The organism is Streptomyces sp. NPDC046881, from assembly GCF_040645015.1.
GTDB lineage: Bacteria > Actinomycetota > Actinomycetes > Streptomycetales > Streptomycetaceae > Streptomyces.
The window spans coordinates 17,481-40,888 of sequence record NZ_JBEYXJ010000038.1 but is presented as its reverse complement, the minus strand read 5'-3'; the positions used below and the strand labels follow the sequence as shown (position 1 = coordinate 40,888).

Genomic DNA, 23,408 nt, shown 5'->3' with positions numbered 1-23,408 from the left:
CCGTCAGCCCTCGGCGACCGGGTACCGGTGCACCGGCGGCAGGTCCGGCAGCAGTCCCGGCCAGACCGTGTCCAGGACATGGGCGCTCGGTGTGAACAGCGGCCGGCCCAGGACGGGCAGGTCGGTGACCTCGTGCCACTCCCAGCGGCGGATCAACTGCGGCTCGGTCACGACCGGTTCGCCGGTGTACCGGGTCACCCGCACGGCGGCCGTCACCCGGGGGATGCCGTGCACCGAGTCCATCAGGACGGCCCGCACCCGCGCCGCGCGGGGGTCGGCCCTGAGCGACGTCTCCTCCGCCAGCTCCCGCACGGCCGCGGCGGCGAAGTCCTCGCCCGGGTCGTTCTTGCCGCCGGGCAGCTCCCACACGCCCCGCACCGACCAGCCCAGCAGCACCCGTCCCGCCGGATCCGTGACGACGACACCGGCACCGGTCAGGGCGTGCGGGGCGGGCCGGCCCTTGCCGGCGCAGACCGGCGGGGCGGGGGCGGGGCCGCGCAGGACGAGCAGGGCCAGGCCGTCGGCGTCGTACCGCCGCGCGGACTCCCAGCCCGCGCTCAGCAGCCCGATCTCCTCCTCGTCCAGGGCCGTGCCCCGCTCGTGCTCCGGTACGGCGTCCGCCACCGGAGTGATCACGCAGAGCGCGCCGCCGGGGCGCAGCCGCTCCCGCAGCCGGTTCAGCACCCGGGTCCGGTCGCGGACGAACGCCCAGCCCAGCCGGACGGTGACCAGGTCGTAGGACGCGTGCGGGAGCCGGTCGAGGCTGTCGTGCTCGACGTCCAGCCGCCGGTACGTCACCCCGGCCCCGGCGGCGCGCCGGGCCTCGGAGAGTGCTCCGGAGGACCGGTCGACGGCGTCCACCAGGTACCCGGACGCGGCCAGGTGGCGGGCGAGTTCACCGGTGCCGCAGCCGACGTCGAGGCAGCGCCCACCCGCCGGCGCCGGGACGTGCGCGGCGAGCAGCCGGCGCTCGGCGGGGCCCGGCGGCCGGAACCGGCCCCCGCCCGTTCGGTGCGTGTCCCACTCCCCGGGGTTCGGCTGGGTCACCGTGCCTCCTCGTGCCGGTCGATGTGCGGACGAGAGGATCATGACCGGGTCACGGCACGGACACACCGCCGTCCGCGATCTCGACGCCGCCCGGCCGCCGGGACCACCATGGGGGAGCGGCCGAGGACGGAAGGAGCTGCCGGACATGAGGGTGACCGACGGGCCCCTGCGCGTCCTGGCCGTGGACGACGAGGAACCCGCGCTCGCGGAGCTGCTGTACCTGCTGGGGGAGGACCCCCGGGTCGGCGCCGTCGCCCCCGCCTCCACGGCGGGCGAGGCGCTGCGCCGGCTGAACGGGGACGGTGGGGAGGGTTTCGACGTCGTCTTCCTCGACATCGACATGCCCGGTCTGAGCGGTCTCGAACTGGCCCGGCTGCTCGGCGCGTTGCCCGCCCCGCCGCTGATCGTCTTCGTCACCGCGTACGAGGACTTCGCCGTGCGCGCCTTCGACCTGAAGGCCGTCGACTACCTGCTCAAGCCGCTCCGCAAGGAGCGCTTCGCCGAGGCGGTACGGCGGGTCGCCGAGCTGGTCCGGGCCGGGCAGGGCCCCCGCCCGGCGGCCCCCGCGGCGCCCGGGCCGCCGGTACCCGCCCTCGGCGACCAGGTGCCCGTGGAGCTGGGCGGGGTCACCCGGTTCGTGCCCCTCGCCGACATCACCTACGTGGAGGCGCAGGGCGACTACGCGCGGCTGCACACCGGGCGGGGCAGCCATCTGGTGCGGATACCGCTGTCCACCCTGGAGGAGCAGTGGCGTTCGCGCGGCTTCGTGCGGATCCACCGCAGCCGGCTCGTCGCCCTCGGCCGGATCGAGGAACTGCGGGTGGACGGCGGCAACCTGACGGTCCGGATCGGCGACCGGGTGCTCGCCGTGAGCCGGCGCAACGCCCGGGAACTGCGGGACCTGTTGGCCGGCCGTGCGGCGGGCCGGGTGCGCTGAGCGGGCCCGGGACGGCCCCGTAAGGGTATACGACCGTCGAACGGGCGTACCCCTTCGGCCATGGTGGCCGAACTCCGGCCCGCCGTCACGGGGTGAACGGTACCCGCCCTGCGTGTCGTTGGTCACGTTCACGGCGCTGCCGGAAGGGGCAGGGCTAGTCCCCGGGACGCGCGGGGCGGCGAGCCGCCTTGCCGCAGGGGCACGGGTGGGACTTGTGTGGGGGATTGGTGAACGCGGGTTGTGGCCGGACGTGCTCGGGGTCAGTCGTCGAGGAGCGTTAACGGCAGCGTCACAGCGATTCGTGGTGCTTCACCCAACGAATACGTATCGTTGTGCGAAGGGATCGATGAGTAGGTGGCGAGAGAGTAATTTCTCGCCAGCCTTGTGACGTTCGTGCGCGACTGCGTTTCACCACACGTGTAGGCAACACGGACAACTGGGTCACGGGCCAGGGGGGTTTGGTTGATGTCCTTCAGCACACCGTGCTGTGCCGGGGCGCCGACGCACGAGCGGTGAGGTGCGCAATCGTGCCAGAAGGCAGGTCACCACCGGCGGCGCCGGGCGGCCGGACCACATGCGCGACGGGGGATGAGGGAGCAGCGTGTGCGCGATTCCGGAAGAAACGATCGACGGGTCAGAGCGACACCCCACGAGTTCAGAACGCCACCCGATTACATGTCAGAGGTTTGTAGTGCCCCCGCGATATTCAGTCATCACCGAGCAAACTCTTCTGGAATCTTCTTCCGAGCCAGGCCGTTCTGTCGCACAATCAGCACTCTTCTGGCTCGACGGACGGCTCGGCAAAAGCATGGAGTTAGCCGCCGCCGCGTCGGAACCGGCCGGAGGAGACCGCCCCGCCCACGAGGCGCCGCTGGAGGCGCGCATCTGGTACGCCACGCTGTTGACTCGTGTCCGTGGCCTCGGGCCGGCGGAACGCCTCCTCGCCGGCGAGCAGTCCGGCGAGCAGTCCCGTGGGGAGCCCGGTACGGAGTCCGTCGACCGCGGACCGCACCGGCCCGAGGCGCAGGCCGCGCTGCGGCTGTGCGAGGCGGAGATCCATCTCGCCGGGGGCAGGCTGACCGAGGCGACGACCGCGGCCGAGGCCGGTCTGCGGCTGGCCGCCCAGGCCGGGAACCGGGGGCTCCCCCCACGGGGGCACGTGGTCATGGCCGTGTGCTCGGTACGCGCCATGGACCTGACGACCGGCCTGCTCTACGCCAACCGGCTGCGGGACGCGGCGCTGCTCGGGCAGGAGAACCTCATACCGGGGCAGTGCGTCTGGGCCGCCGCCCAGGCCCTGGAGGCGCGCGACGGCATGGAGAGCGTGGCGCACCTGCTGAAGGGCATCGTCCACGACGAGGTGCTCATCCGCGACCTGCTGGTCTCCCAGCCGGCGGCGGCCCCCTGGCTGGTCCGGGCCGGCCAGCGACTCGGCGACGCCGACCTCGCCGAGCGCACCGTCCGCACGATGGGCCGGCTCGCGCTGACGAACCGCACTTTCCGCAGTGTGCAGGCGGCCGCCGAGCACGCCACGGGGCTGTTCGCCCGCGACGCGGACGCCCTGGAGGCCGCCTCGGAGCGGCACCTGGACCCCTGGGCACGCGCGTCCGCCCTGGAGGACGCGAGCCGGGTGCGTTCCGCGCGCGTCGCGGAACGGGACCGGGCGGTGGACCTGCTGCGGCGCGCGGCCGAGGCCTACCTGGGCGCCGGGGCGCCCCGGGACCTCGCGCGGGTGCAGAGCCGGCTGCGGGAGCTGGACGACCACGGCGGCCGGCCCACCCGCAGCCGGACGAGGGTCAGCCGGCTCACCGACACCGAGTTCGCGGTGGCCGAACTGGTCAGCCAGGGGCTCACCAACGGCAGGGTGGGCAGCCAGCTCTACATCTCCCCGCACACGGTGGCGTTCCACCTGAAGAAGATATTCCGCAAGCTCGACGTGACCTCCCGGGTGGAACTGGCCCGCTCCTGGAACCGGATCCTGGTGGAGGAACGCGGCGACCACGCGCGCGAGTCCGGGCCCGACTTCCTGGTACGGCCCGCCGTGGCCGCCCGGCAGGCCGGGTAGCCACCCTCCGGCGCGGGTCCGTCAGCGCAGGTGACGGCTCCGCGCCACCCCCACCACCCGCGCCCTACCAACCTGAGGGATGCCGCCGCGGCGGTCCCCCCACGTAGCCTCCAGCAAGGGAAGCACCGTTCCTCACCGTGTTGTTGCCGTCCGCCGGCGAGCGCCGGCCGGGCGGGACCGGGCGGGTTGCCGAAACAGACGTACCGACTGGCCAGGAGTCACGCCATGACCCATCTTCTGCACATCGACGCGAGCATCCGCTCCGGCGAGTCCGTGACGCGGCAGCTCACCGCCGAGTTCGTCACCCAGTGGCGGCAGAACCACCCCGACGCCGGTTACACCTACCGCGACCTCGGCGCCGAACCGATTCCGCACATCACGCACGAGATCCGGGAGTGGCTCTTCGACCCGACCGGCGACCTGCACGGCGTCAGCCCCGAGGAGCAGGCGCTCACCGAGGCGCTGCACGCCGAGGTCCGCGAGGCGACCACGATCGTCTTCGGCATCCCGATGTACAACTACACGATCCCGTCGTCCGTCAAGACCTGGATCGACCGCCTGGTCACCCCGGCGCACATGCTGCCCCCGGGTGCCGAGTCCGGCGCGCTGAGCGGCAAGAACGTCATCGTCGTCACCGCCCGCGGCGGCTCCTACGCCCCCGGCACCCCGCGTGAGGGCTGGGACTACCAGGAGCCCTACCTGCGGGCCGTGCTGAGCGCCATCGGCCTCGCCGACAACCTGAAGTTCGTGCACGCCGAGCTGACCTTCGCGGCGATCGTGCCCGCCATGGCGCAGCTGAAGCCGCTGGGCGAGAAGTCCCTCGCCGACGCCCGGGAGACCCTGCGCAAGCTGGCCGTCTGACCTACGGCACCACATCGCGGGCGGGCGCACCCCGGGCACGGGTGCGGATTTCCGCGGACGGATACGTTCGCACACACTGTGGGGAAGGTGCTTCATGAGCGAGATGCTGTCCTACGAAGACGTCTGGTCACGCACCCATCACTTCGACCCTCCCGCGATCTTCGACAAGCTGCGGGACGAACGCCCGCTCGCGAGGATGGCCTACCCGGACGGTCACATCGGCTGGTTCGCCACCAGCCACCGGATCGTCCGGGAGGTCCTGAGCGACCCCCGTTTCAGCCACAGCCTGGAGATCGGGCACTTCCCCGTCACCAAGTACGGTGCTCCCGTACCGCAGTTCCCGGCGATGCCCGGCATGTTCATCCACATGGACCCGCCGGACCACACCCGGTTCCGCCGGATGCTGGCACGGGAGTTCACCGTGCGGCGGATCGCCGAACTCGCCCCGCACGTCGAGTCGGTGGCCGCCGAGCAGATCGAGGCGATGCGCGAGCAGGGCGCGCCCGCCGACCTGATCACCACCTTCGCCAAGCCGCTCGTGCTGCGGGTCCTGTCCGACCTGGTCGGCCTGCCGTGGGAGGAGCGCGAGCGGTACGCCGACGCGCCCGCGATCACCCACGACCCGGACGGCGACGCCGAGGAGTCGATGGCGGTCTTCCAGCAGGTCGGCGCGCTCATCGGGGAGACCATCGCGCGCAAGCGCAAGGAGCCCGGCGACGACATCATCAGCCGGCTGCTGGCCGCCGGCGAGCTGACCGACGAGGAACTCGGCAACATCGTGGCCCTGTTGCTGTTCGCGGGCTACGAGACCACCGAGAGCGCTCTCAGTGTCGGCGTCATGGCGCTGCTGCACCACCCCGAGCAACTCGCCGCCCTGCGCGCCGACCCGTCCCGCGTCGACGCGGCGGTGGAGGAGATCCTCCGCTACGTCACCGTCAACCAGTACGAGATCTTCCGCACCGCGCTGGAGGACCTCGAACTGGACGGCCAGCTGGTGAAGAAGGGGGAGACCGTCACGGTGTCCCTGCCGGCCGCCAACCGGGACCCGGCCAAGTACGGCTGCCCCGCCCACCTCGACCTCGACCGGGACACCGCCGGACACCTGGCGTTCGGCCACGGCATCCACCAGTGCGTCGGCCAGAACCTGGCCCGCCTCGAACTCCGCACCGGCCTGCGCGCGTTGCTGCAGGCCTTCCCCGACCTGAGGGCGGCCACGCCGGCCGAGGAGGTCCCGCTGCGCACCCGCGGGTCCGTCTTCGGCCTGAAGAGCCTCCCGGTCTCCTGGTGACCCCCGGCTCCTGGTGAGCCTCCGGGTGCCCTGACCGTACGTCCGCCCCCTTACCGACCACGCCCGGCGGTACGGCGGCCCGCCGCGCGAACCCGCGCGGTCCGGCCGCGACCGCCTGCTCCGGCCGCCCCGGACCGGCCTCCCGGCCGTCCGCGGCGGTGGGAACGGCTCCCCGCCCGCCCCGGCGGCGGGACCGGCCGCTCCCGCCCTTTCCGGGCGCCTGACCGCCGCGCACGGCCGCGGCGGAGGGATGTCTGCTTCCGTCGTTCCGGACGACGGCCGGCCGTACAGCGTCGTACGGCCGTCTGCGCCGCGCCCGGAAACCCCCCCGACCTGCTGCTCCCCGTACCCGCTGCCGCCCTGTGGAAGGAGTCCGAGGCGTGCGTTCCGACCTGGTCACACCGCTTGCGGTCACGCTGCACGAGCACGCTCTCCGCATCCCGGAGAAGGTCGCCTTCGCCGACGGCCGGCGCGCGGTCACCTACGCGGGGCTGGAGGTGCGGACGCGGCGGCTCGCCGGCCACCTCGTCCGCCTCGGGCTGCGCCGCGGCGACCGGGTGGCGCTCTGCCTCGGCAACTCCGTCGCGATGGTGGAGGGGTACCTCGCGGTCGTGCGGGCCGGCGGCGTCGGCGTGCCGGTGAACCCGCGGTCCGCGCCCGCCGAGCTGGAGTACCTCCTCGCCGACAGCGGGGCGCGGTTCGTGCTCGCCGAGGCAAGCAGCGCAGTGACGTTTCTTCAGGTGGTGTCGGACACCGCCCCGGACACCACCGTCGTGGTCGCCGGCACCACTGAGGTGCCGCCGGGCGCCCACGCCTACGAGGACCTCGCGGCCACCGACCCCGGCACGCCCGCCCCCGACGACCTCGGCCTGGACGAGGTGGCCTGGATGTTCTACACGTCCGGCACCACCGGGCGCCCCAAGGGCGTGCTGTCCACCCAGCGCAACTGCCTCTGGTCGGTCGCCGCCAGCTACGTCCCCATCCCGGACCTGCGCCCCGACGACCGGGTGCTGTGGCCGCTGCCGCTCTTCCACAGCCTGTCCCACATCGCCTGCGTGCTGTCCGTGACCTCCGTCGGCGCCACCGCCCGCCTCACGGACGGCAGCTCCGCCGACGACGTCCTCGACCTGCTCCGCACCGAGCGGGCCACCTTCCTCGCCGGCGTCCCCACCACCTACCACCACCTCGTCGCCACCGCCCGCCGCACCGGCCTGTCCCTGCCCGACCTGCGCATCGGACTCGTCGGCGGCGCCGTCACCGGCTCCGAGCTGCGCCGCTCCTTCGAGGAGACCTTCGGCGTCCCGCTGGTCGACGCCTACGGCTCCACCGAGACCTGCGGCGCGATCACCATGAACCCGCCGGACGGCGCCCGCGTCGAGGGCTCCTGCGGGCTGCCCGTACCGGGTGTCGACGTCCGCATCGTCGACCCGGAGACCGGACGCGACGTGCCCGCCGGACAGGAGGGCGAGGTCTGGGTCAGCGGCCCCAACGTCATGGTCGGCTACCACAACAGCCCCGAGGCCACCCGGGCCGCGCTGCGCGACGGCTGGTTCCGCACCGGCGACCTGGCCCGCCGGGACGAGGCCGGCTACTTCACCGTCTGCGGCCGGCTCAAGGACCTGATCATCCGCGGCGGCGAGAACATCCACCCCGACGAGGTCGAGGCGGTCCTGCGCACCGCGCCCGGGGTCGCCGACGCGGGCGTGGCCGGGGCCGCCCACGACACCCTGGGCGAGGTGCCGGTCGCCTGGCTGGTCCCCGGACCCGACGGCATCGACCTCGCCGCCGTCCTCGCCCACTGCCGCGCCCGGCTCTCCGCCTACAAGATCCCCGAGCGGATCCACGAGGTCGCCGCCGTCCCGCGCACCGCCTCCGGGAAGATCGTCCGCCGGCTGCTCGCCGCCCAGCCGTACTGGCCGCTCCACACGGCCGACGGCCACCACGACGCCCTGCTGACCCCCGCGTGGCTCCCGGCACCGGCCGGCACCGGCGACGGCGCCCGCCCGGCCGGGTGCGCCGTGGCCGGCGAGGACACCACCCGACTCGCCGCCGCCCTGCGCGCCGCCGGGGTCCCCGCGGAAAACCACCCCGACCTGGCGTCCGCTGCCGGCACCGCCCCCGGGCTCACCGTCCTGCTGCCGCCGCCCGCCTCCGCCGACCCCCTCGTCCAGGCCCGCCTCCTCACCGAGCACGTGACCGGCGGCGACACCCCCGGACCGCTGGTCGTCCTCACCCGGCACGCCACACCCGCCGGCGACACCGCGCCCGACCCGGTCGGCGCCGCGCTGTGGGCCGCCGTACGGTCGCTCCAGGCGGACGGGCACCGGGAACTGACCGTCGTCGACCTCGACACCGACGGCCCGGACCCGCAGACCCTGCTCGCCGCCGTCAGCTCCGGCGAACCCCAACTCGCCGTCCGTGACGGTCGGTTGCTGGTCCCCAGGCTGCTGCGCACCCCCGTGGACGGCCGGCCCCGCCCCGCCGCCGCCCTCACCGGCACCGGAACCGTCGTCGTCACCGGCACGGACACGCCCGCCGGTGCCGCGCTCGCCCACCACCTCGCCGGCGTGCACGGGGTCGCCCGCCTGCTCCTCGTCCACGCGCCCGGCACGGACGACCGCACCGACCCCGACGCCTGGCCCGCCGGCACCGAGACCCGCGGCGTCGCCGCCGACGGGCCCGGCCTGGCCGCCGCCCTGGCGGACGCCCACCCGATCGGCGCCGTGGTGCACACCGCCGACGACCCGGCCCTGGCCCGCACCCTGGACGAACTCCTTGACGAAACCGACGAGTTCATCACCGTCACCGACGGCTCCGCGACCCTGGGCGCCCCCGGCGACCCGGACCGCGCGGTGCGCGCCGCCGTCACCGAGGCGGTCACGCACACCCGCCGGCTGCGGGGCCCGGCCGCCGCCACCCTGACCTGGGCGCCCGACGGGGACGCGGACCGACTCGCCGACCTGCTCGCCGCGTTCGACGTGCTCCTCGCCGGCGGGGCCCCGGCCCTCTTCGCCCCGCGCCCGGCCCTGCCCGACCCGTCCCGGCCGGTCCCCGCGCTCCTCCGCGCCCTGGCCGAACCGCCGGCCCGGCAGGTCCGCCCCGACGCGACCGTCACCGCCGCCCTGCGCGCCCGCCTCGCCGACCTGGACGAGCGAGCCCAACGAGCCCTCCTGGAAGGCCTGGTCAGCGAACAGGCGGCCACCGTCCTGCACGGCCCCGACGCGGCCCCGCTCCCGGCCGACCGCGCCTTCCGCGACCTGGGCCTGACCTCCGTCGCCGTGGTCGCCCTGCGCGACCGGCTGACCGAGCACACCGGGCTGCGCCTGCCCACCACCGTCACCTTCGACCACCCGACCCCGCGGGAGCTGGCCGCCCACCTGCGCGCCGCCGTCCTCGGCCTGGCCGACACCACGGCCGCCCCCGAACGGCCGGCCGCGGACACGGACCCGCAGGAACCCATCGCCATCGTCGGCATGGCCTGCCGGCTCCCCGGCGGTGTCGACACCCCGGACGAACTGTGGCGGTTGCTGGCCGCGGGCCGGGACGCCGTCTCGGACTTCCCGACCGACCGCGGCTGGGACCTCGACGGCCTGTTCGACCCCGACCCGGAGAAGCCCGGCACCTCCTACGTCGACCAGGGCGGATTCCTGCCGGACGCCGGCCGGTTCGACGCGGGCTTCTTCGGCATCTCGCCGCGCGAGGCGCTGGCCATGGACCCCCAGCAGCGACTGCTCCTCGAAACCTCCTGGGAGGCCCTGGAACGCGCGGGCATCGACCCGCACGCCCTGAAGGGCACGGACGTCGGCGTGTTCGCCGGAGTCATGGGCCAGGGCTACGGCTCCGGGGGCCGGCTCCCCGCGGAGCTCGAAGGCTTCGTCACCACCGGCACCGCCTCCAGCGTGGCCTCCGGCCGGATCTCCTACGTCTTCGGCCTCGAAGGCCCCGCGGTGACCGTGGACACCGCCTGCTCCTCCTCCCTGGTCGCGCTCCACCTGGCCGCCCAGGCCCTGCGCCGCGGGGAGTGCTCGATGGCGCTGGCCGGCGGTGCCACCGTCATGGCCACCCCGGGCACCTTCGTGGAGTTCTCCCGGCAGCGGGCGCTGGCCGCCGACGGCCGCTGCAAGTCGTACGCCGACGCCGCCGACGGCACCGGCTGGGCCGAGGGCGCGGGCGTACTCGTCCTGGAGCGGCTCTCGGAGGCCCGGCGCCACGGGCACCGCGTGCTCGCCGTGGTCCGGGGCAGCGCGGTCAACCAGGACGGCGCCTCCAACGGCCTCACCGCCCCGAGCGGCCCCTCCCAGCAGCGCGTCATCCGCAAGGCCCTGGCCGACGCCGGGCTGACCCCGGCCGACGTCGACGCCGTGGAGGGCCACGGCACCGGAACCACGCTCGGCGACCCGATCGAGGCGCAGGCCCTCCTCGCCACCTACGGCCGCGACCGCCAACAGCCGCTCTGGCTGGGCTCCTTGAAGTCCAACATCGGCCACACACAGGCCGCCGCCGGTGTCGCCGGCGTCATCAAGATGGTCCAGGCGCTGCGGCACGGCGTCCTGCCCGCCACCCTGCACGTCGACGCGCCCTCCTCCCAGGTCGACTGGTCCGCGGGCGCGGTCGAACTCCTCACGGAGTCCCGGCAGTGGCCGGAGACCGGGCGACCGCGCCGGGCCGGCGTGTCCTCGTTCGGCGTCAGCGGCACCAACGCCCACGTGATCCTCGAACAGGTGCCGGAGGAGCCGGCCACCGCGCCCGAGGCGTACGACGGTGTGGTCCCGCTGGTGGTGTCGGCGGCGTCGCCGGGCTCGCTGACCGCGCAGGCGGAGCGACTGGCGGCCTTCGCAGGGGACACGGACGCGTTGCCGGCCGAGATCGCGGGGACGCTGGCCCGGCGGGCGGTGCTGTCCGAGCGGGCCGTGATCGTCGCCGGGTCCCGGGAGGAGGCGGTGGCGGGGCTCGGGGCGCTCGCCCGGGATGAGTCGGCCGCCGGGCTGGTGGTCGGGTCCGCGGGGGTGTCTGGGCGGACGGTGCTGGTGTTTCCGGGGCAGGGTTCGCAGTGGCTGGGCATGGGCCGGGAGTTGCTGGAGTCCTCGCCGGTGTTCTCGGAGCGGATCGCCGAGTGTGCCCGGGCTCTGGAGCCATGGGTGGACTGGGACTTGATGGCCGTCCTGCGCGGTGACGTCGATCTGCTGGCGCGGGTCGATGTGGTGCAGCCGGCGAGTTTCGCGGTGATGGTGGGTCTGGCCGCGGTGTGGGCGTCCGTCGGGGTCGTGCCGGATGCGGTGGTCGGGCACTCGCAGGGCGAGATCGCTGCTGCGTGTGTGGCCGGTGCGCTGTCGCTGGAGGATGCGGCGCGGATCGTGGCCGTGCGCAGTCAGGTGATCGCGGGTGGGCTTGCGGGCCGGGGTGGTATGGCCTCGGTGGCGCTGCCTGAAGGGGAGGCTGCTGAGCGGATCACTAGGTGGGACGGCCGAGTTGAGGTCGCCGCCGTCAACAGTCCCTCTTCCGTGGTGATTGCCGGTGATGCCGAGGCGTTGGACGAGGCGCTGGCCGCGCTGGAGGCCGACGGGGTGCGCGTGCGCCGGGTCGCGGTGGACTACGCCTCCCACACCCGCCATGTCGAGGCGATCGAGGGCGCGCTGGGCGAGGCGTTCGCGGACATCCGCAGCCAGGCGCCCATGGTGCCGTTCTTCTCCACGGTCACCGGGGAGTGGGTGCGCGAGGCGGGCGTCCTGGACGGCGGTTACTGGTATCGCAACCTCCGCAGCCAGGTCCGCTTCGGACCGGCCATCGCCGCTCTCCTTGCCGAGGGCCACTCGGTGTTCGTCGAGTCCAGCGCCCATCCGGTCCTCGTCCAGCCGGTCAACGAGATCGTGGACGAGACCGGATCCGAGGCCGTCGTCACCGGTTCCCTGCGCCGCGAAGAAGGCGGCCTGCGCAGGCTGTTGACGTCCATCGCCGAGGTCTTCGTCAAGGGCGTCCCCGTCGACTGGACCGGCGTGCTTCCCCAGGGTGCCGGCGATGCTCACCTGGACCTGCCGACGTACGCCTTCGACCGCCGGCACTACTGGCTGGAGCCGGCCCCCGCGGCGGACGCGGCCGCCCTCGGGCAGGCCGGCGCCGATCATCCCCTGCTCGGTGCGGTCGTCGGGCGGCCCGACTCCGGCGGGTTCATGGCGACCTCGCGGTGGTCCCTGCGGTCGCAGCCGTGGCTGGCCGAGCACCTCGTCGGGGACGACGCGGTGCTGGTGCCGAACGCGGCCCTGGTGGAGCTGGCGGTCCGGCTCGGTGACGAGGCCGGCGTGCCGGTCGTGGAGGAGCTGACCGTCGACCGGCCGGTGGTGCTGCCGGTGCGGGGCGGCCGGGGCGTGCAGACCGTCGTCGGTGCGGCCGACGGCACCGGGCGGCGTACGGTCGAGGTGTACTCGCGGGCGGACGACTCCGCGCTGGACGCCGCCTGGACGCGGCACGCGCACGGCACGCTCGCGCCCTCGCCCGAGGCCGGGGACGACCGGCCGGCCGACGGGCCCGGCGTCGAGGTGGCCCTCGGCGAGGCCGCCGGGGACGCCGACCGGTACGGCCTCCACCCCACCCTGCTCGACGCGGCCGTGCGGACGGCGCTGCCCGCCGGGACGCTGGCGGCCACCTGGCGCGGGGTCGGTCTGCACGCGGCCGGCGCGAGTGCCGTCACCGTGCGCTCGGCGGGGGCGCAGAGAGAGGGCACCCGGCTCGATCTGACCGACCCGGCGGGGCGGCCCGTGCTCTCCGTCGACGCGGTGCTGGCCGCACCGTTCGACCCGGTGCGCGCCGGACTCGCCGAGGCGCTCACCCACGACGCGCTGTTCCAGGTCGACTGGACGGAGCTGCCGCTGCCGACGGGTGACGGTACGCCGTCCGTCGTCACCGTGCGGACCGCGCGGGACGTCACCGCCGGTGCGGCGGACGCGGAAGCGCTGCTGTACGTCCTCGACCCCGCGGTGACCGAGCCGCGTTCCGCGCTCGCCGCCGCGCTCGCCGTCCTCCAGGCGTGGCTGGCCGAACCCGCCCTGGAGCGCACCCGGTTGGTCGTGGCGGCCGGCGCTGACGGCACGGACCTCGCCACCGCCGCCGTACGGGGGCTGGTGCGGTCCGCGCAGTCCGAGCATCCCGGCCGGATCGTGCTGGCCGAGTGCGCGGACCCTGGCGAGGGGCAGGACGCCGGCGCGGTGGTCCGGGCCGCGCTGCCCGGCCTGCTCGCCTGCGGCGAACCGGTGGTGCGCGTCGGGGCCGCGGGCGCCCACGTGCCGCGGCTGGCCCGGGCCGCGGTGCCGGCGGGGGAGAGCGGTGGCGCGCGGCCGGGCCGGGCACTCGATCCCGACGGGACCGTGCTGATCACCGGCGGCACCGGCACGCTCGGCGCGCTGACCGCCCGGCACCTGGTCACCGGGCACGGCGTCCGCCGGCTGCTCCTGGTCAGCCGGCAGGGCCCCGCGGCGGACGGCGCGGCCCCGCTGACCGAGGAACTGACCGCGCTGGGCGCCACCGTCACGGTCGTCGCCTGCGACACCGCCGACCGCGACCAGCTGACGGCCGTCCTGGACGCCGTACCCGACGCGCATCCGCTGACCGCCGTCCTGCACACCGCCGGTGTCCTGGACGACGGCGTGGTCACCGCGCTCACCCCGGACCGCGTCGACGCCGTCCTGCGGCCCAAGCTGGACGCGGCCCTGCTGCTGGACGAGCTGACCCGGGACCGCGACCTCGCCGCGTTCGTCCTGTTCTCCTCGGCCGCGAACGTCTTCGGCAACCCGGGCCAGGCCAACTACGCCGCCGCCAACGCCGCCCTGGACGCGCTCGCCCTGCGGCGCCGCACCCAGGGGCTGCCCGGGACCTCGCTGGCCTGGGGCTACTGGGAGCGGGCCAGCGGGATGACCCGGCACCTGGGCGCCGCCGACCTGCACCGCAACCGGCGGCTCGGCATGGCCGCGCTGTCGGAGGCCGAGGGCATGGCGCTGCTGGACCTCGCCCTGCGGCCCGGTACCACACTGCCCGCCGCCCTGGTGGCCGCCAAACTGGACCTGCCGGCGCTGCGCGCGGCGGCCCGCACCGCGCCCGTGGCACCGCTGCTGCGGGGCCTGGCGCCCGCGCCGCGCTCGCTGGCCCGCGCCGCCGGCACCGCCGACCAGGGCAGCCTGCGCGACCGCGTGACCACCCTGGACCCGGCCGCCCAGTCGGCGCTGCTGCTGGACCTGGTCCGGCGCAACGCCGCCGACGTGCTCGGCCACGGCACCGCCGACGCCGTCCGCGCCGACCGGGCCTTCAAGGACGCCGGGTTCGACTCGCTGACCGCGGTGGAGCTGCGCAACCGGCTGGCGACCGCCACCGGTCTCACGCTGCCCTCGGCCGTCGTCTTCGACTACCCGAAGCCGACCGCGCTCGCCGAGCACCTGCGGGCCCGGCTCACCGGCGACACCGCCCCCGCGGCCGCCGCGCCCGTGCCCGCCTCGGGTCCCGCCGCGGCCGACGAGCCGATCGCGATCGTCGCGATGGCCTGCCGCTTCCCCGCCGGGGTGCACAGCCCCGAGGACCTGTGGCGGGTCGTGGCCGACGGGGTCGACGCCGTCACCGAGTTCCCCGACGACCGCGGCTGGGACATCGACCGGCTCTACGACGCCGACCCCGACAAGGCCGGCACCACCTATGTGCGGCACGGCGCGTTCCTCGACGACGCGCCCGGCTTCGACGCCGCCTTCTTCGGCATCTCCCCGAACGAGGCCCTCGCCATGGACCCGCAGCAGCGGCTGCTGCTGGAGACGTCCTGGGAGGCGTTCGAACGCGCCGCGATCGACCCCACCGGTCTGGGCGGCCGGGACGTCGGCGTCTTCGTCGGCGTCAACAGCCACGACTACACCGTACGGATGCACCACGCGACCGACACCGAGGGCTTCCGCCTCACCGGCGGCTCCGGCAGCGTCGTGTCGGGCCGCGTCGCCTACCACTTCGGCTTCGAGGGCCCGGCCGTCACCATCGACACCGCCTGCTCCTCCTCCCTGGTCGCCCTGCACCTGGCCGCGCAGGCGCTGCGCAACGGGGAGTGCTCCATGGCGCTCGCCGGCGGTGTGATGGTGATGGGCAACGTGGAGACGTTCGTCGAGTTCTCCCGGCAGCGCGGACTGGCCCCCGACGGGCGGTGCAAGGCGTTCGCGGACGGCGCGGACGGCACCGGCTGGTCCGAGGGCGTGGGCGTGCTCCTCGTCGAACGGCTCTCGGAGGCCGAGCGGCAGGGGCACCAGGTGCTCGCCGTGATCCGGGGCAGCGCGGTCAACCAGGACGGCGCGTCCAACGGCCTGACCGCCCCGAACGGTCCCTCGCAGCAGCGGGTCATCCGCAAGGCGCTGGCCGGCGCCGGGCTGGCACCGGCGGACGTCGACGCGGTCGAGGCGCACGGCACGGGCACGGTCCTCGGCGACCCGATCGAAGCGCAGGCCCTGCTCGCCACCTACGGCCAGGACCGCGACGAGCCGCTCTGGATCGGCTCGGTGAAGTCCAACCTCGGGCACACCCAGGCCGCGGCCGGCGTCGCCGGCGTCATCAAGATGGTCATGGCGATGCGACACGGCCTGCTGCCCCGCACCCTGCACGTCGACCGGCCTTCCACCCACGTCGACTGGTCGGCGGGCGCGGTCGAGGTGCTCACCGCGGCACGCGACTGGCCCGAGACCGGCCGCCCGCGCCGGGCCGGCGTCTCCGCCTTCGGCATCGGCGGCACCAACGCCCACCTGGTCCTGGAACAGGCCCCCGAGGCCGCGCCGGCCCCCGAGGCCGCGCGGACGGACGGCACCGGTCCGGCCGCCGACGACGGCACCCCCCTCCTCTTCCCCCTCTCCGCCCGCACCGCCGCCGGGCTGCGCGGACAGGCCGCCCGGCTCGCGGACTGGGTGACGGACCGCACCGGCACCCCGCTCGCCGCCACGGCGTACGCGCTGGGCACCGCCCGCGCCCACCTCGACCACCGCGCGGTCGTCCTGGCCGCCGGCCGGGAGGCGCTCACCGAGGCCCTGCGCGCGCTCGCCGAGGGCACCGCCGGCGCGGACACCGTCACCGGCGGCCCCGCCGACGGCAAGCTCGCCTTCCTGTTCACCGGGCAGGGCAGCCAGTGGGCCGGCATGGGCCGCGAACTCGCCGCCGACCACCCGGTGTTCCGCGACGCGTTCGACGCCGCCTGCGCCGCCGTGGAACGGCACCTGGACGGCCTCGAACACCCCCTGAAGGACGTGGTGTTCGCCGAGCCCGGCACCGCACCGGCCGCCCTGCTCGACCAGACCCTCTACACCCAGGCCGCGCTGTTCGCCCTGGAGACCGCGCTGTTCCGGCTGTTCGCCTCCTGGGGTGTCCGGCCCGGCCTGCTCGCCGGCCACTCGGTGGGCGAGATCGCCGCCGCGCACGCCGCCGGCATCCTGGACCTCGCGGACGCCGGTGAACTGGTCGCCGCCCGCGGCCGGTTGATGCAGGCCCTGCCCGAGGGCGGCGCGATGATCGCCGTGGAGGCGGCCGAGGACGAGGTGGCGCCGCTGCTCGCCCAGACCCCGGGCGTCGTCGGGATCGCGGCGGTCAACGGGCCGCGGGCCCTGGTCCTGTCCGGCGCCGAGGACGCCGTCGTCGCCGTCGCCGGGCGCCTCGCCGGGGACGGCCACCGCACCCGCCGGCTGTCCGTCAGCCACGCCTTCCACTCCGCGCTGATGGAGCCGATGCTCGACGAGCTGCGCGCCGTCGCCGCCCGGCTCCGCTACCGGCCCGGCACGATCCCGGTCGTCTCCACGCTCACCGGCGAACTCGCCGAGGACGGGCTGCTCGCCACCCCCGAGTACTGGGTCGACCAGGCCCGGCACGCCGTGCGGTTCGCCGACGCCGTCACCACCCTGCGCGACCAGGGCGCCGTCACCCACCTCGAACTCGGCCCCGGCGGCGTGCTGAGCGCCATGGCCCTCGGCACGCTCGGCCCGGACACCCGCGGCTGCGTCACCACCCTGCGCCGCGACACCTCCGAGGACACCGCCGTGCGCACCGCGCTCGCCGAACTGCACGTGCGGGGCGTCCCGGTCGACTGGACCGCCGTCCTCGGCCGCCCCGGCCCGGCCGTCGGCCCCGAACTGCCCACCTACGCCTTCCAGCACCAGCGGTACTGGGTGGACGGCGGCACCGCCACCGACGCCGAGGCGCTCGGCGCCCGGTCCGCCGGCCACCCGCTGCTGGGCGGCGTCGTGGAGGTCCCCGGCGAGCACGGCGGCACCGGCGTCGTCCTCACCGGCCGGCTGTCCGGCCGCGGCCCCGGCCTGCTCCCCGGCACCGAGGGGCCCCTCCCGGCCGGTGTCCTGCTGGAGCTGCTGGTCCGGGCCGGCGACGAGGCCGGCGGCGGCACCGTCGAGCGGATCACCGTCGACGCGCCCCTCGCCGTCCCCGCGCACGGCGACCTCCAGCTCCGCGTCTTCGTGGACGCGCCCGGCCCCGACGGGACACGCGCCGTCACCGTGCACAGCCGGCCGGCCGGGCAGGAAGGCGAACCGTGGCTCCGGCACGCCCGGGCCGCCCTGGTGCCCGGCGTCCCGCGGCACGCCGTCGACCTGCGCGCCTGGCCGGAGGAGCCCGCCGAAGCCGGCGCCCCGGACGGGGTGCGCGGCCTGTGGCGGCAGGACGGCCACATCCTCGCCGACCTCGCCCTGCCCGCCGACCTCGCCGACCAGGCCGAGGGGTTCACCGTGCACCCGGTGCTCCTCGACACCGCCCTGCGGATCGCGGCCGAGGCCTCGGGCGGCGTCTCGCCGACCGAGTGCGCCACCCTCGCCGTTTACGCGGTGGGCGCCACCGAGCTGCGGGTGCGCGTCACCCCGGCCGGCGGCGGACGGCACCTGGTCGAGCTGGCCGACCCCGAGGGCCGGCCCGTGGCCCTGCTCGGCCCGGTCGCGTTCACCGCCGGCGAGGACACCGTCCCGCAGGCCGCTCCCCTCGCGACCACCCCCGGCTCCGCCCCCGCCCGGCGCGTCATCCGCCGGGAACCGGCCGCCGACGGAAACGAACTGGCGGCCCGGCTGACCGGCCTCGCCGACGCCGAACAGCGCCGGATCCTGCTGGACATGGTCCGGGAGAGCGCCGCGGTCGTCCTCGGCCACCGGGACACCGACGACTTCGACGAGGCCCAGCCGTTCAAGAACCTCGGCTTCGACTCGCTCACCGCCGTCAAACTCCGCAACCGGCTCCACGACTTCACCGGCGTCAGCCTGCCCAGCAGCCTGGTCTTCGACCATCCCACCCCGGCGCTGCTCGCCGACCACCTGCGCGGCGAACTCCTCGGCACCCGCCGTCAGGCGCCCGCACCGGTCCGGCGCGGCACGGCGGACCCCGACGAGCCGATCGCCATCATCGCCATGAGCAGCAGGCTGCCCGGCGGCGTCAACAGCCCCGAGGACCTCTGGCAGCTCGTGATGGACCGGCGCGACGCCATCTCCGGGTTCCCCACCGACCGCGACTGGGACATCGACCGGCTCTACCACCCCGACCCGGCCCACCCCGGCACCAGCTACACCCGGGCGGGCGGCTTCCTGCACGACGCCGCCCGGTTCGACGCCCAGCTGTTCGGCATCTCGCCGCGCGAGGCCCTCGCCATGGACCCGCAGCAGCGGCTGCTGCTGGAGACCTCCTGGGAGGCCATGGAACGGGCCGGCATCGACCCGCTGTCCACCCGCGGCCAGGACGTCGGCGTGTTCACCGGCATCGTCCACCACGATTACGTGACCCGGCTGCGCCAGGTCCCCGAGGACGTGCAGGGCTACACCATGACCGGTACGGCCGCCAGCGTGGCCTCGGGCCGGGTGTCGTACGTCTTCGGCTTCGAGGGCCCCGCGGTGACCGTGGACACCGCCTGCTCCTCCTCCCTGGTCGCCATGCACCTCGCGGCGCAGGCGCTGCGGGGCGGCGAGTGCTCCCTCGCGCTCGCCGGCGGCGCCACCGTCATGGCCACCCCGGACGCCTTCCTGGAGTTCTCCCGGCAGCGCGGCCTGTCCGCCGACGGCCGCTGCAAGGCGTACTCGTCCACCGCCGACGGCACCGGCTGGGCCGAGGGCGTCGGCGTGGTCCTGCTGGAGCGGCTGTCCGAGGCGCGGCGCAACGGCCACCGGGTGCTCGCGGTGCTGCGCGGCAGCGCGGTCAACCAGGACGGCGCCTCCAACGGCCTGACCGCCCCCAACGGCCCGTCCCAGCAGCGGGTGATCCTGAGCGCGCTGGCCTCCGCCGGACTGCGGCCCGCCGACGTGGACGCGGTGGAGGGCCACGGCACCGGCACCGTCCTCGGCGACCCGATCGAGATCCAGGCGCTGCTGGCCACCTACGGCCAGGACCGCGAGGAGCCGCTGTGGCTGGGCTCGGTGAAGTCGAACATCGGGCACACGCAGGCCGCCGCCGGTGTCGCCGGTGTCATCAAGATGGTGGAGGCGATGCGGCACGGCGTCCTGCCGCCCACCCTGAACGTCGCCGAGCCCACCCCGCAGGCGGACTGGTCCGCGGGCGCGGTCGAACTTCTCACCGAGGCCCGTGAGTGGACCCGGGCCGGCCGGCCCCGCCGGGCCGCCGTCTCCTCGTTCGGCGCGAGCGGCACCAACGCGCACGTCATCCTGGAGGAGGCGCCCGACGCCGGACCGGCGGCCCGGCCGACGGTGCCCGCCGGTGTCGTACCGCTGGTGGTGTCGGCCCGCAGTACGGCCGCCCTCGCCGCGCAGGCCGGGCGCCTGGCCGCGTTCGCCGGTGCCACGCCGGCCGCCCCGGCCGAGGTCGCGGGCGCGCTCGTCGCCCGGCGGGCCCTGCTGTCCGAGCGGGCCGTGGTCGTCGCCGGTTCCCGTGAGGAGGCGCAGGCCGGGCTGGGCGCGCTGGCCCGGGGCGAGAGCAGCCCGCTGCTGGTGACCGGAACCGTCGCCGGTTCCGGCGGCCCCGGCAAGACCGTGCTCGTCTTCCCCGGCCAGGGCTCGCAGTGGCGCGGAATGGGCCGGGAGCTGCTGGAGTCCTCCCCGGTGTTCGCCGAGCGGATCACCGAGTGCGCCCGGGCCCTGGAGCCCTGGGTGGACTGGGACCTGGGGGCCGTCCTGCGCGGGGACGTCGACCTGCTGGACCGGGTGGACGTCGTGCAGCCGGCGAGCTTCGCCGTGAACGTGGCCCTGGCCGCCGTGTGGGCGTCCGTCGGTGTCGTGCCGGACGCGGTGGTCGGCCACTCGCAGGGCGAGATCGCGGCCGCGTGTGTGGCCGGTGCGCTGTCGCTGGAGGACGCGGCGCGGATCGTGGCCGTGCGCAGCCAGGTGATCGCCGGGGAGCTGGCGGGCCGGGGCGGCATGGCCTCGGTGGCGCTCTCCGCGACCGAAGCGGCCGAGCGGATCACCGCCTGGGACGGCCGAGTGGAGGTGGCCGCCGTCAACGGGCCGTCGTCCGTCGTGGTCGCCGGTGACGCCGAGGCGCTGGACGAGGCGCTCGCCGGGCTGGAGGTCGACGGTGTGCGCGTGCGCCGGGTCGCGGTGGACTACGCCTCCCACACCCGCCATGTCGAGGCGATCGAGCAGGCGTTGGGGAAGGCGTTCGCCGACATCCGCAGCCAGGCACCGCTGGTGCCGTTCTTCTCCACGGTCACCGGGGAGTGGGTGCGCGAGGCGGGCGTCCTCGACGGCGACTACTGGTACCGCAACCTGCGCGGCCAGGTCCGCTTCGGCCCGGCGATCTCCGCCCTGCTCGCCGAAGGCCACACGGTGTTCGTCGAGTCCAGCGCCCACCCCGTCCTCCTCCAGCCCGTGAACGAGATCTTCGACCAGGCCGCGGACGACAGCGTCCGGCTCCGTGCCGTCGCCACCGGTTCGCTGCGGCGCGAGGAGGGCGGACCGCGGCGGCTGCTCGCCTCGATGGCCGAACTGTTCGTCAGGGGCGTGGCCGTCGACTGGACGGGCGTCCTGCCCGCCGAGGCCCAGGACGCCCCGGTGGACCTGCCGACGTACGCCTTCGACCGGCAGCACTACTGGCTGCGGGAGGCGGAGACCGGCACGGACACCGCGCCCGCCGCCGAGGGCGCCGAGACGGACTTCTGGACCGCCGTCGAACAGGCCGACGCCGACTCCCTCGCCCACCTCCTCGACCTGGCCGCGGCCGAGCAGCGCGAGGCGCTGCGCACGGTCGTCCCCGTGCTCGCCGACTGGCGGGGCCGGCGGCGCGAGCGGTCGGCGGCCGGGAAACTGCGCTACCACGTCACCTGGCGCCCCCTCGACCAGGAGGGCACCGGCGTCCCCGGCGGCACCTGGCTGGCCGTCGTACCGGCCGACCGGCCCGCGGACTCGCCGCCGGACGCGCTGCTGCGCGAACTCACCGCACAGGGCCTCGACCTGGTCCTGCTGGAGGTCGCCGCGGCCGACGCCGGCCGCGCCCGGCTCGGCGAACGCCTGTCGGCCCTCCTCGCCGAACACGACGTGACCGGCGTGCTGTCGCTGCTCGCGCTCGACCCGGGCGGCGCACACGGCCCGCAGGACCCCGTCCCGCTGACCGCGGCCACCCTCGCGCTGGTGCAGGCGCTGGGCGACGCCGGGGCCGCACAGCCCCTGTGGTGCCTGACCCGCGGCGCCGTGAACACCGGCATCCAGGACACCGTCACCGCACCGGCCCAGGCCGCCGTGTGGGGCATCGGCCGGGCCGCCGCACTGGAGCGCGGCGACCGCTGGGGCGGGCTGATCGACCTGCCCGCCACCCTCGACAGCCGCGCCGTCCGCCATCTGCTCGGCGCGCTCGGCCACCCCGGTGACGACGACCAGCTGGCCGTGCGCCGGTCCGGTGTGCACACCCGCAGGCTGCTGCGCAAGGCCGCCCCCGACCCGGCCGCCGGCACCGGCTGGCAGCCCGCCGGCACCGTCCTGGTGACCGGCGGCGCCGAGGGCCTCGGCCGGCACGCCTCCCTGTGGCTCGCCCGGTCCGGCGCCCGCCGGCTCCTCGTCACCACCACGGCCGGCGCACCCGAGGACGCCCTCGCCTCGCTCACCGCCGACGTGGCCGCGCTCGGCACCGGCACCACCGTCGAGGCGTGCGCCGACACCGACCGGACCGCGATCGAACGCCTCCTCGCCGACACCCCGGCGGACCAGCCGCTGACCGCCGTCGTGCACAGCGCCGACATCGCCCGGACCAGCTCCGTGGACGACACCGGCGTACCCGAACTCACCGAGGTGTTCGCCGCCAAGGTCGACACCGCCCGCTGGCTCGCCGAACGGTTCGCCGACACCCCCCTCGACGCGTTCGTGGTGTTCTCCTCCATCGCCGGCATCTGGGGCGGTGGCGGGCAGGGACTGTCCGGCGCGGCCAACGCCGTCCTCGACGCCCTCGTGGAGTGGCGCCGCGGCCAGGGACACCCGGCCACCGCGATCGCCTGGGGCGCCCTGGACGAGATCGGCGTCGGCATGGACGAGGACACCCTCACCCAGCTGCGCCGGCGCGGTGTGCTGCCGATGGCGCCGCCGATCGCCGTCACCGCCTTCGAACAGGCCGTCCAGGCCCAGGAGAAGGCCGTCACGGTCGTCGACATGGACTGGGACGCCTTCATCCCGGCGTTCACCTCGGTACGGCCCGGCCCGCTCTTCGCCGACCTGCCCGAAGCGCAGGCCGCACTGCGGGCCACCCAGCCGGACACCGAGAACGGTGACACCACCGCCGGCCTCGTGGACTCCCTGCGCGACGTCCCCGAGGCCGAGCAGAACCGCATCCTGCTCCGGCTGGTGTGCGGCCACGCCGCCACGGTCCTCGGCCACAGCGGCGCCGAGAGCATCGGAGCACTCCAGGCCTTCCAGGAGGTCGGCTTCGACTCGCTCGCCGCCGTCAACCTGCGCAACAGCCTGCACGTGGCGACCGGCCTGCGGCTGCCCGCCACCCTCATCTTCGACTACCCCACGCCGGACGCCCTCGTCGGCTACCTGCGCTCCGAACTCCTGCGGGACGCCGACGACGGGCTCGACGGGCGGGAGGACGACCTCAGGCGGGCCCTCGCCACCGTCCCCCTCGCCCGGTTCAGGGACGCCGGCGTCCTGGACACCCTGCTCGGCCTCGTGGACACCGAGGACGCCCCGGCGTCCGGGGAGCCCGCAGCGGCGGCCCCGGCCGAGGACGACGAGACCCTGATCGACGCCATGGACGTTGCCGATCTCGTGCAGCGTGCTCTGGGCAGGACGAGCTGA

6 protein-coding genes are annotated in these 23,408 nt (G+C 75.5%); 5 read left to right on the top strand and 1 reads right to left on the bottom strand.

The window, feature by feature from the left end; genetic code table 11:
* Positions 1–3: 3 nt before the first annotated feature.
* Entirely contained in the window at positions 4–1,047 is a 1,044-nt protein-coding gene (locus ABZ923_RS19865) for a bifunctional class I SAM-dependent methyltransferase/NUDIX hydrolase (RefSeq protein ID WP_361473252.1), read from the bottom strand.
* A 145-nt stretch (positions 1,048–1,192) separates the two neighbouring features.
* Here ABZ923_RS19865 and ABZ923_RS19860 point away from each other — a divergent pair, with 145 nt between their 5' ends.
* The 5 genes from ABZ923_RS19860 (at position 1,193) to ABZ923_RS19840 (ending at position 23,408) form a co-directional block, all read left to right on the top strand.
* Positions 1,193–1,984, top strand: coding sequence for a LytTR family DNA-binding domain-containing protein (locus ABZ923_RS19860; protein WP_361473250.1), 792 nt, complete (start codon positions 1,193–1,195; stop codon positions 1,982–1,984).
* A gap of 808 nt (positions 1,985–2,792) precedes the next feature.
* Positions 2,793–4,049 (top strand): LuxR C-terminal-related transcriptional regulator, encoded by a 1,257-nt coding sequence (locus ABZ923_RS19855; protein ID WP_361473247.1) that lies wholly within the window; start codon positions 2,793–2,795, stop codon positions 4,047–4,049.
* Positions 4,050–4,274: 225 nt separating this feature from the next.
* Positions 4,275–4,910 carry an NAD(P)H-dependent oxidoreductase gene (locus ABZ923_RS19850; protein WP_361473244.1) on the top strand — a complete coding sequence of 212 codons (636 nt, stop codon included), beginning with the start codon at positions 4,275–4,277 and terminating at the stop codon, positions 4,908–4,910.
* Between the two features lie 94 nt (positions 4,911–5,004).
* A complete protein-coding gene (locus tag ABZ923_RS19845; protein WP_361473241.1) occupies positions 5,005–6,198 on the top strand; it encodes a cytochrome P450 in 1,194 nt (397 codons plus the stop codon).
* Positions 6,199–6,578: 380 nt separating this feature from the next.
* Complete coding sequence (locus ABZ923_RS19840) at positions 6,579–23,408, top strand: type I polyketide synthase (protein ID WP_361473238.1); 16,830 nt, start codon at positions 6,579–6,581, stop codon at positions 23,406–23,408.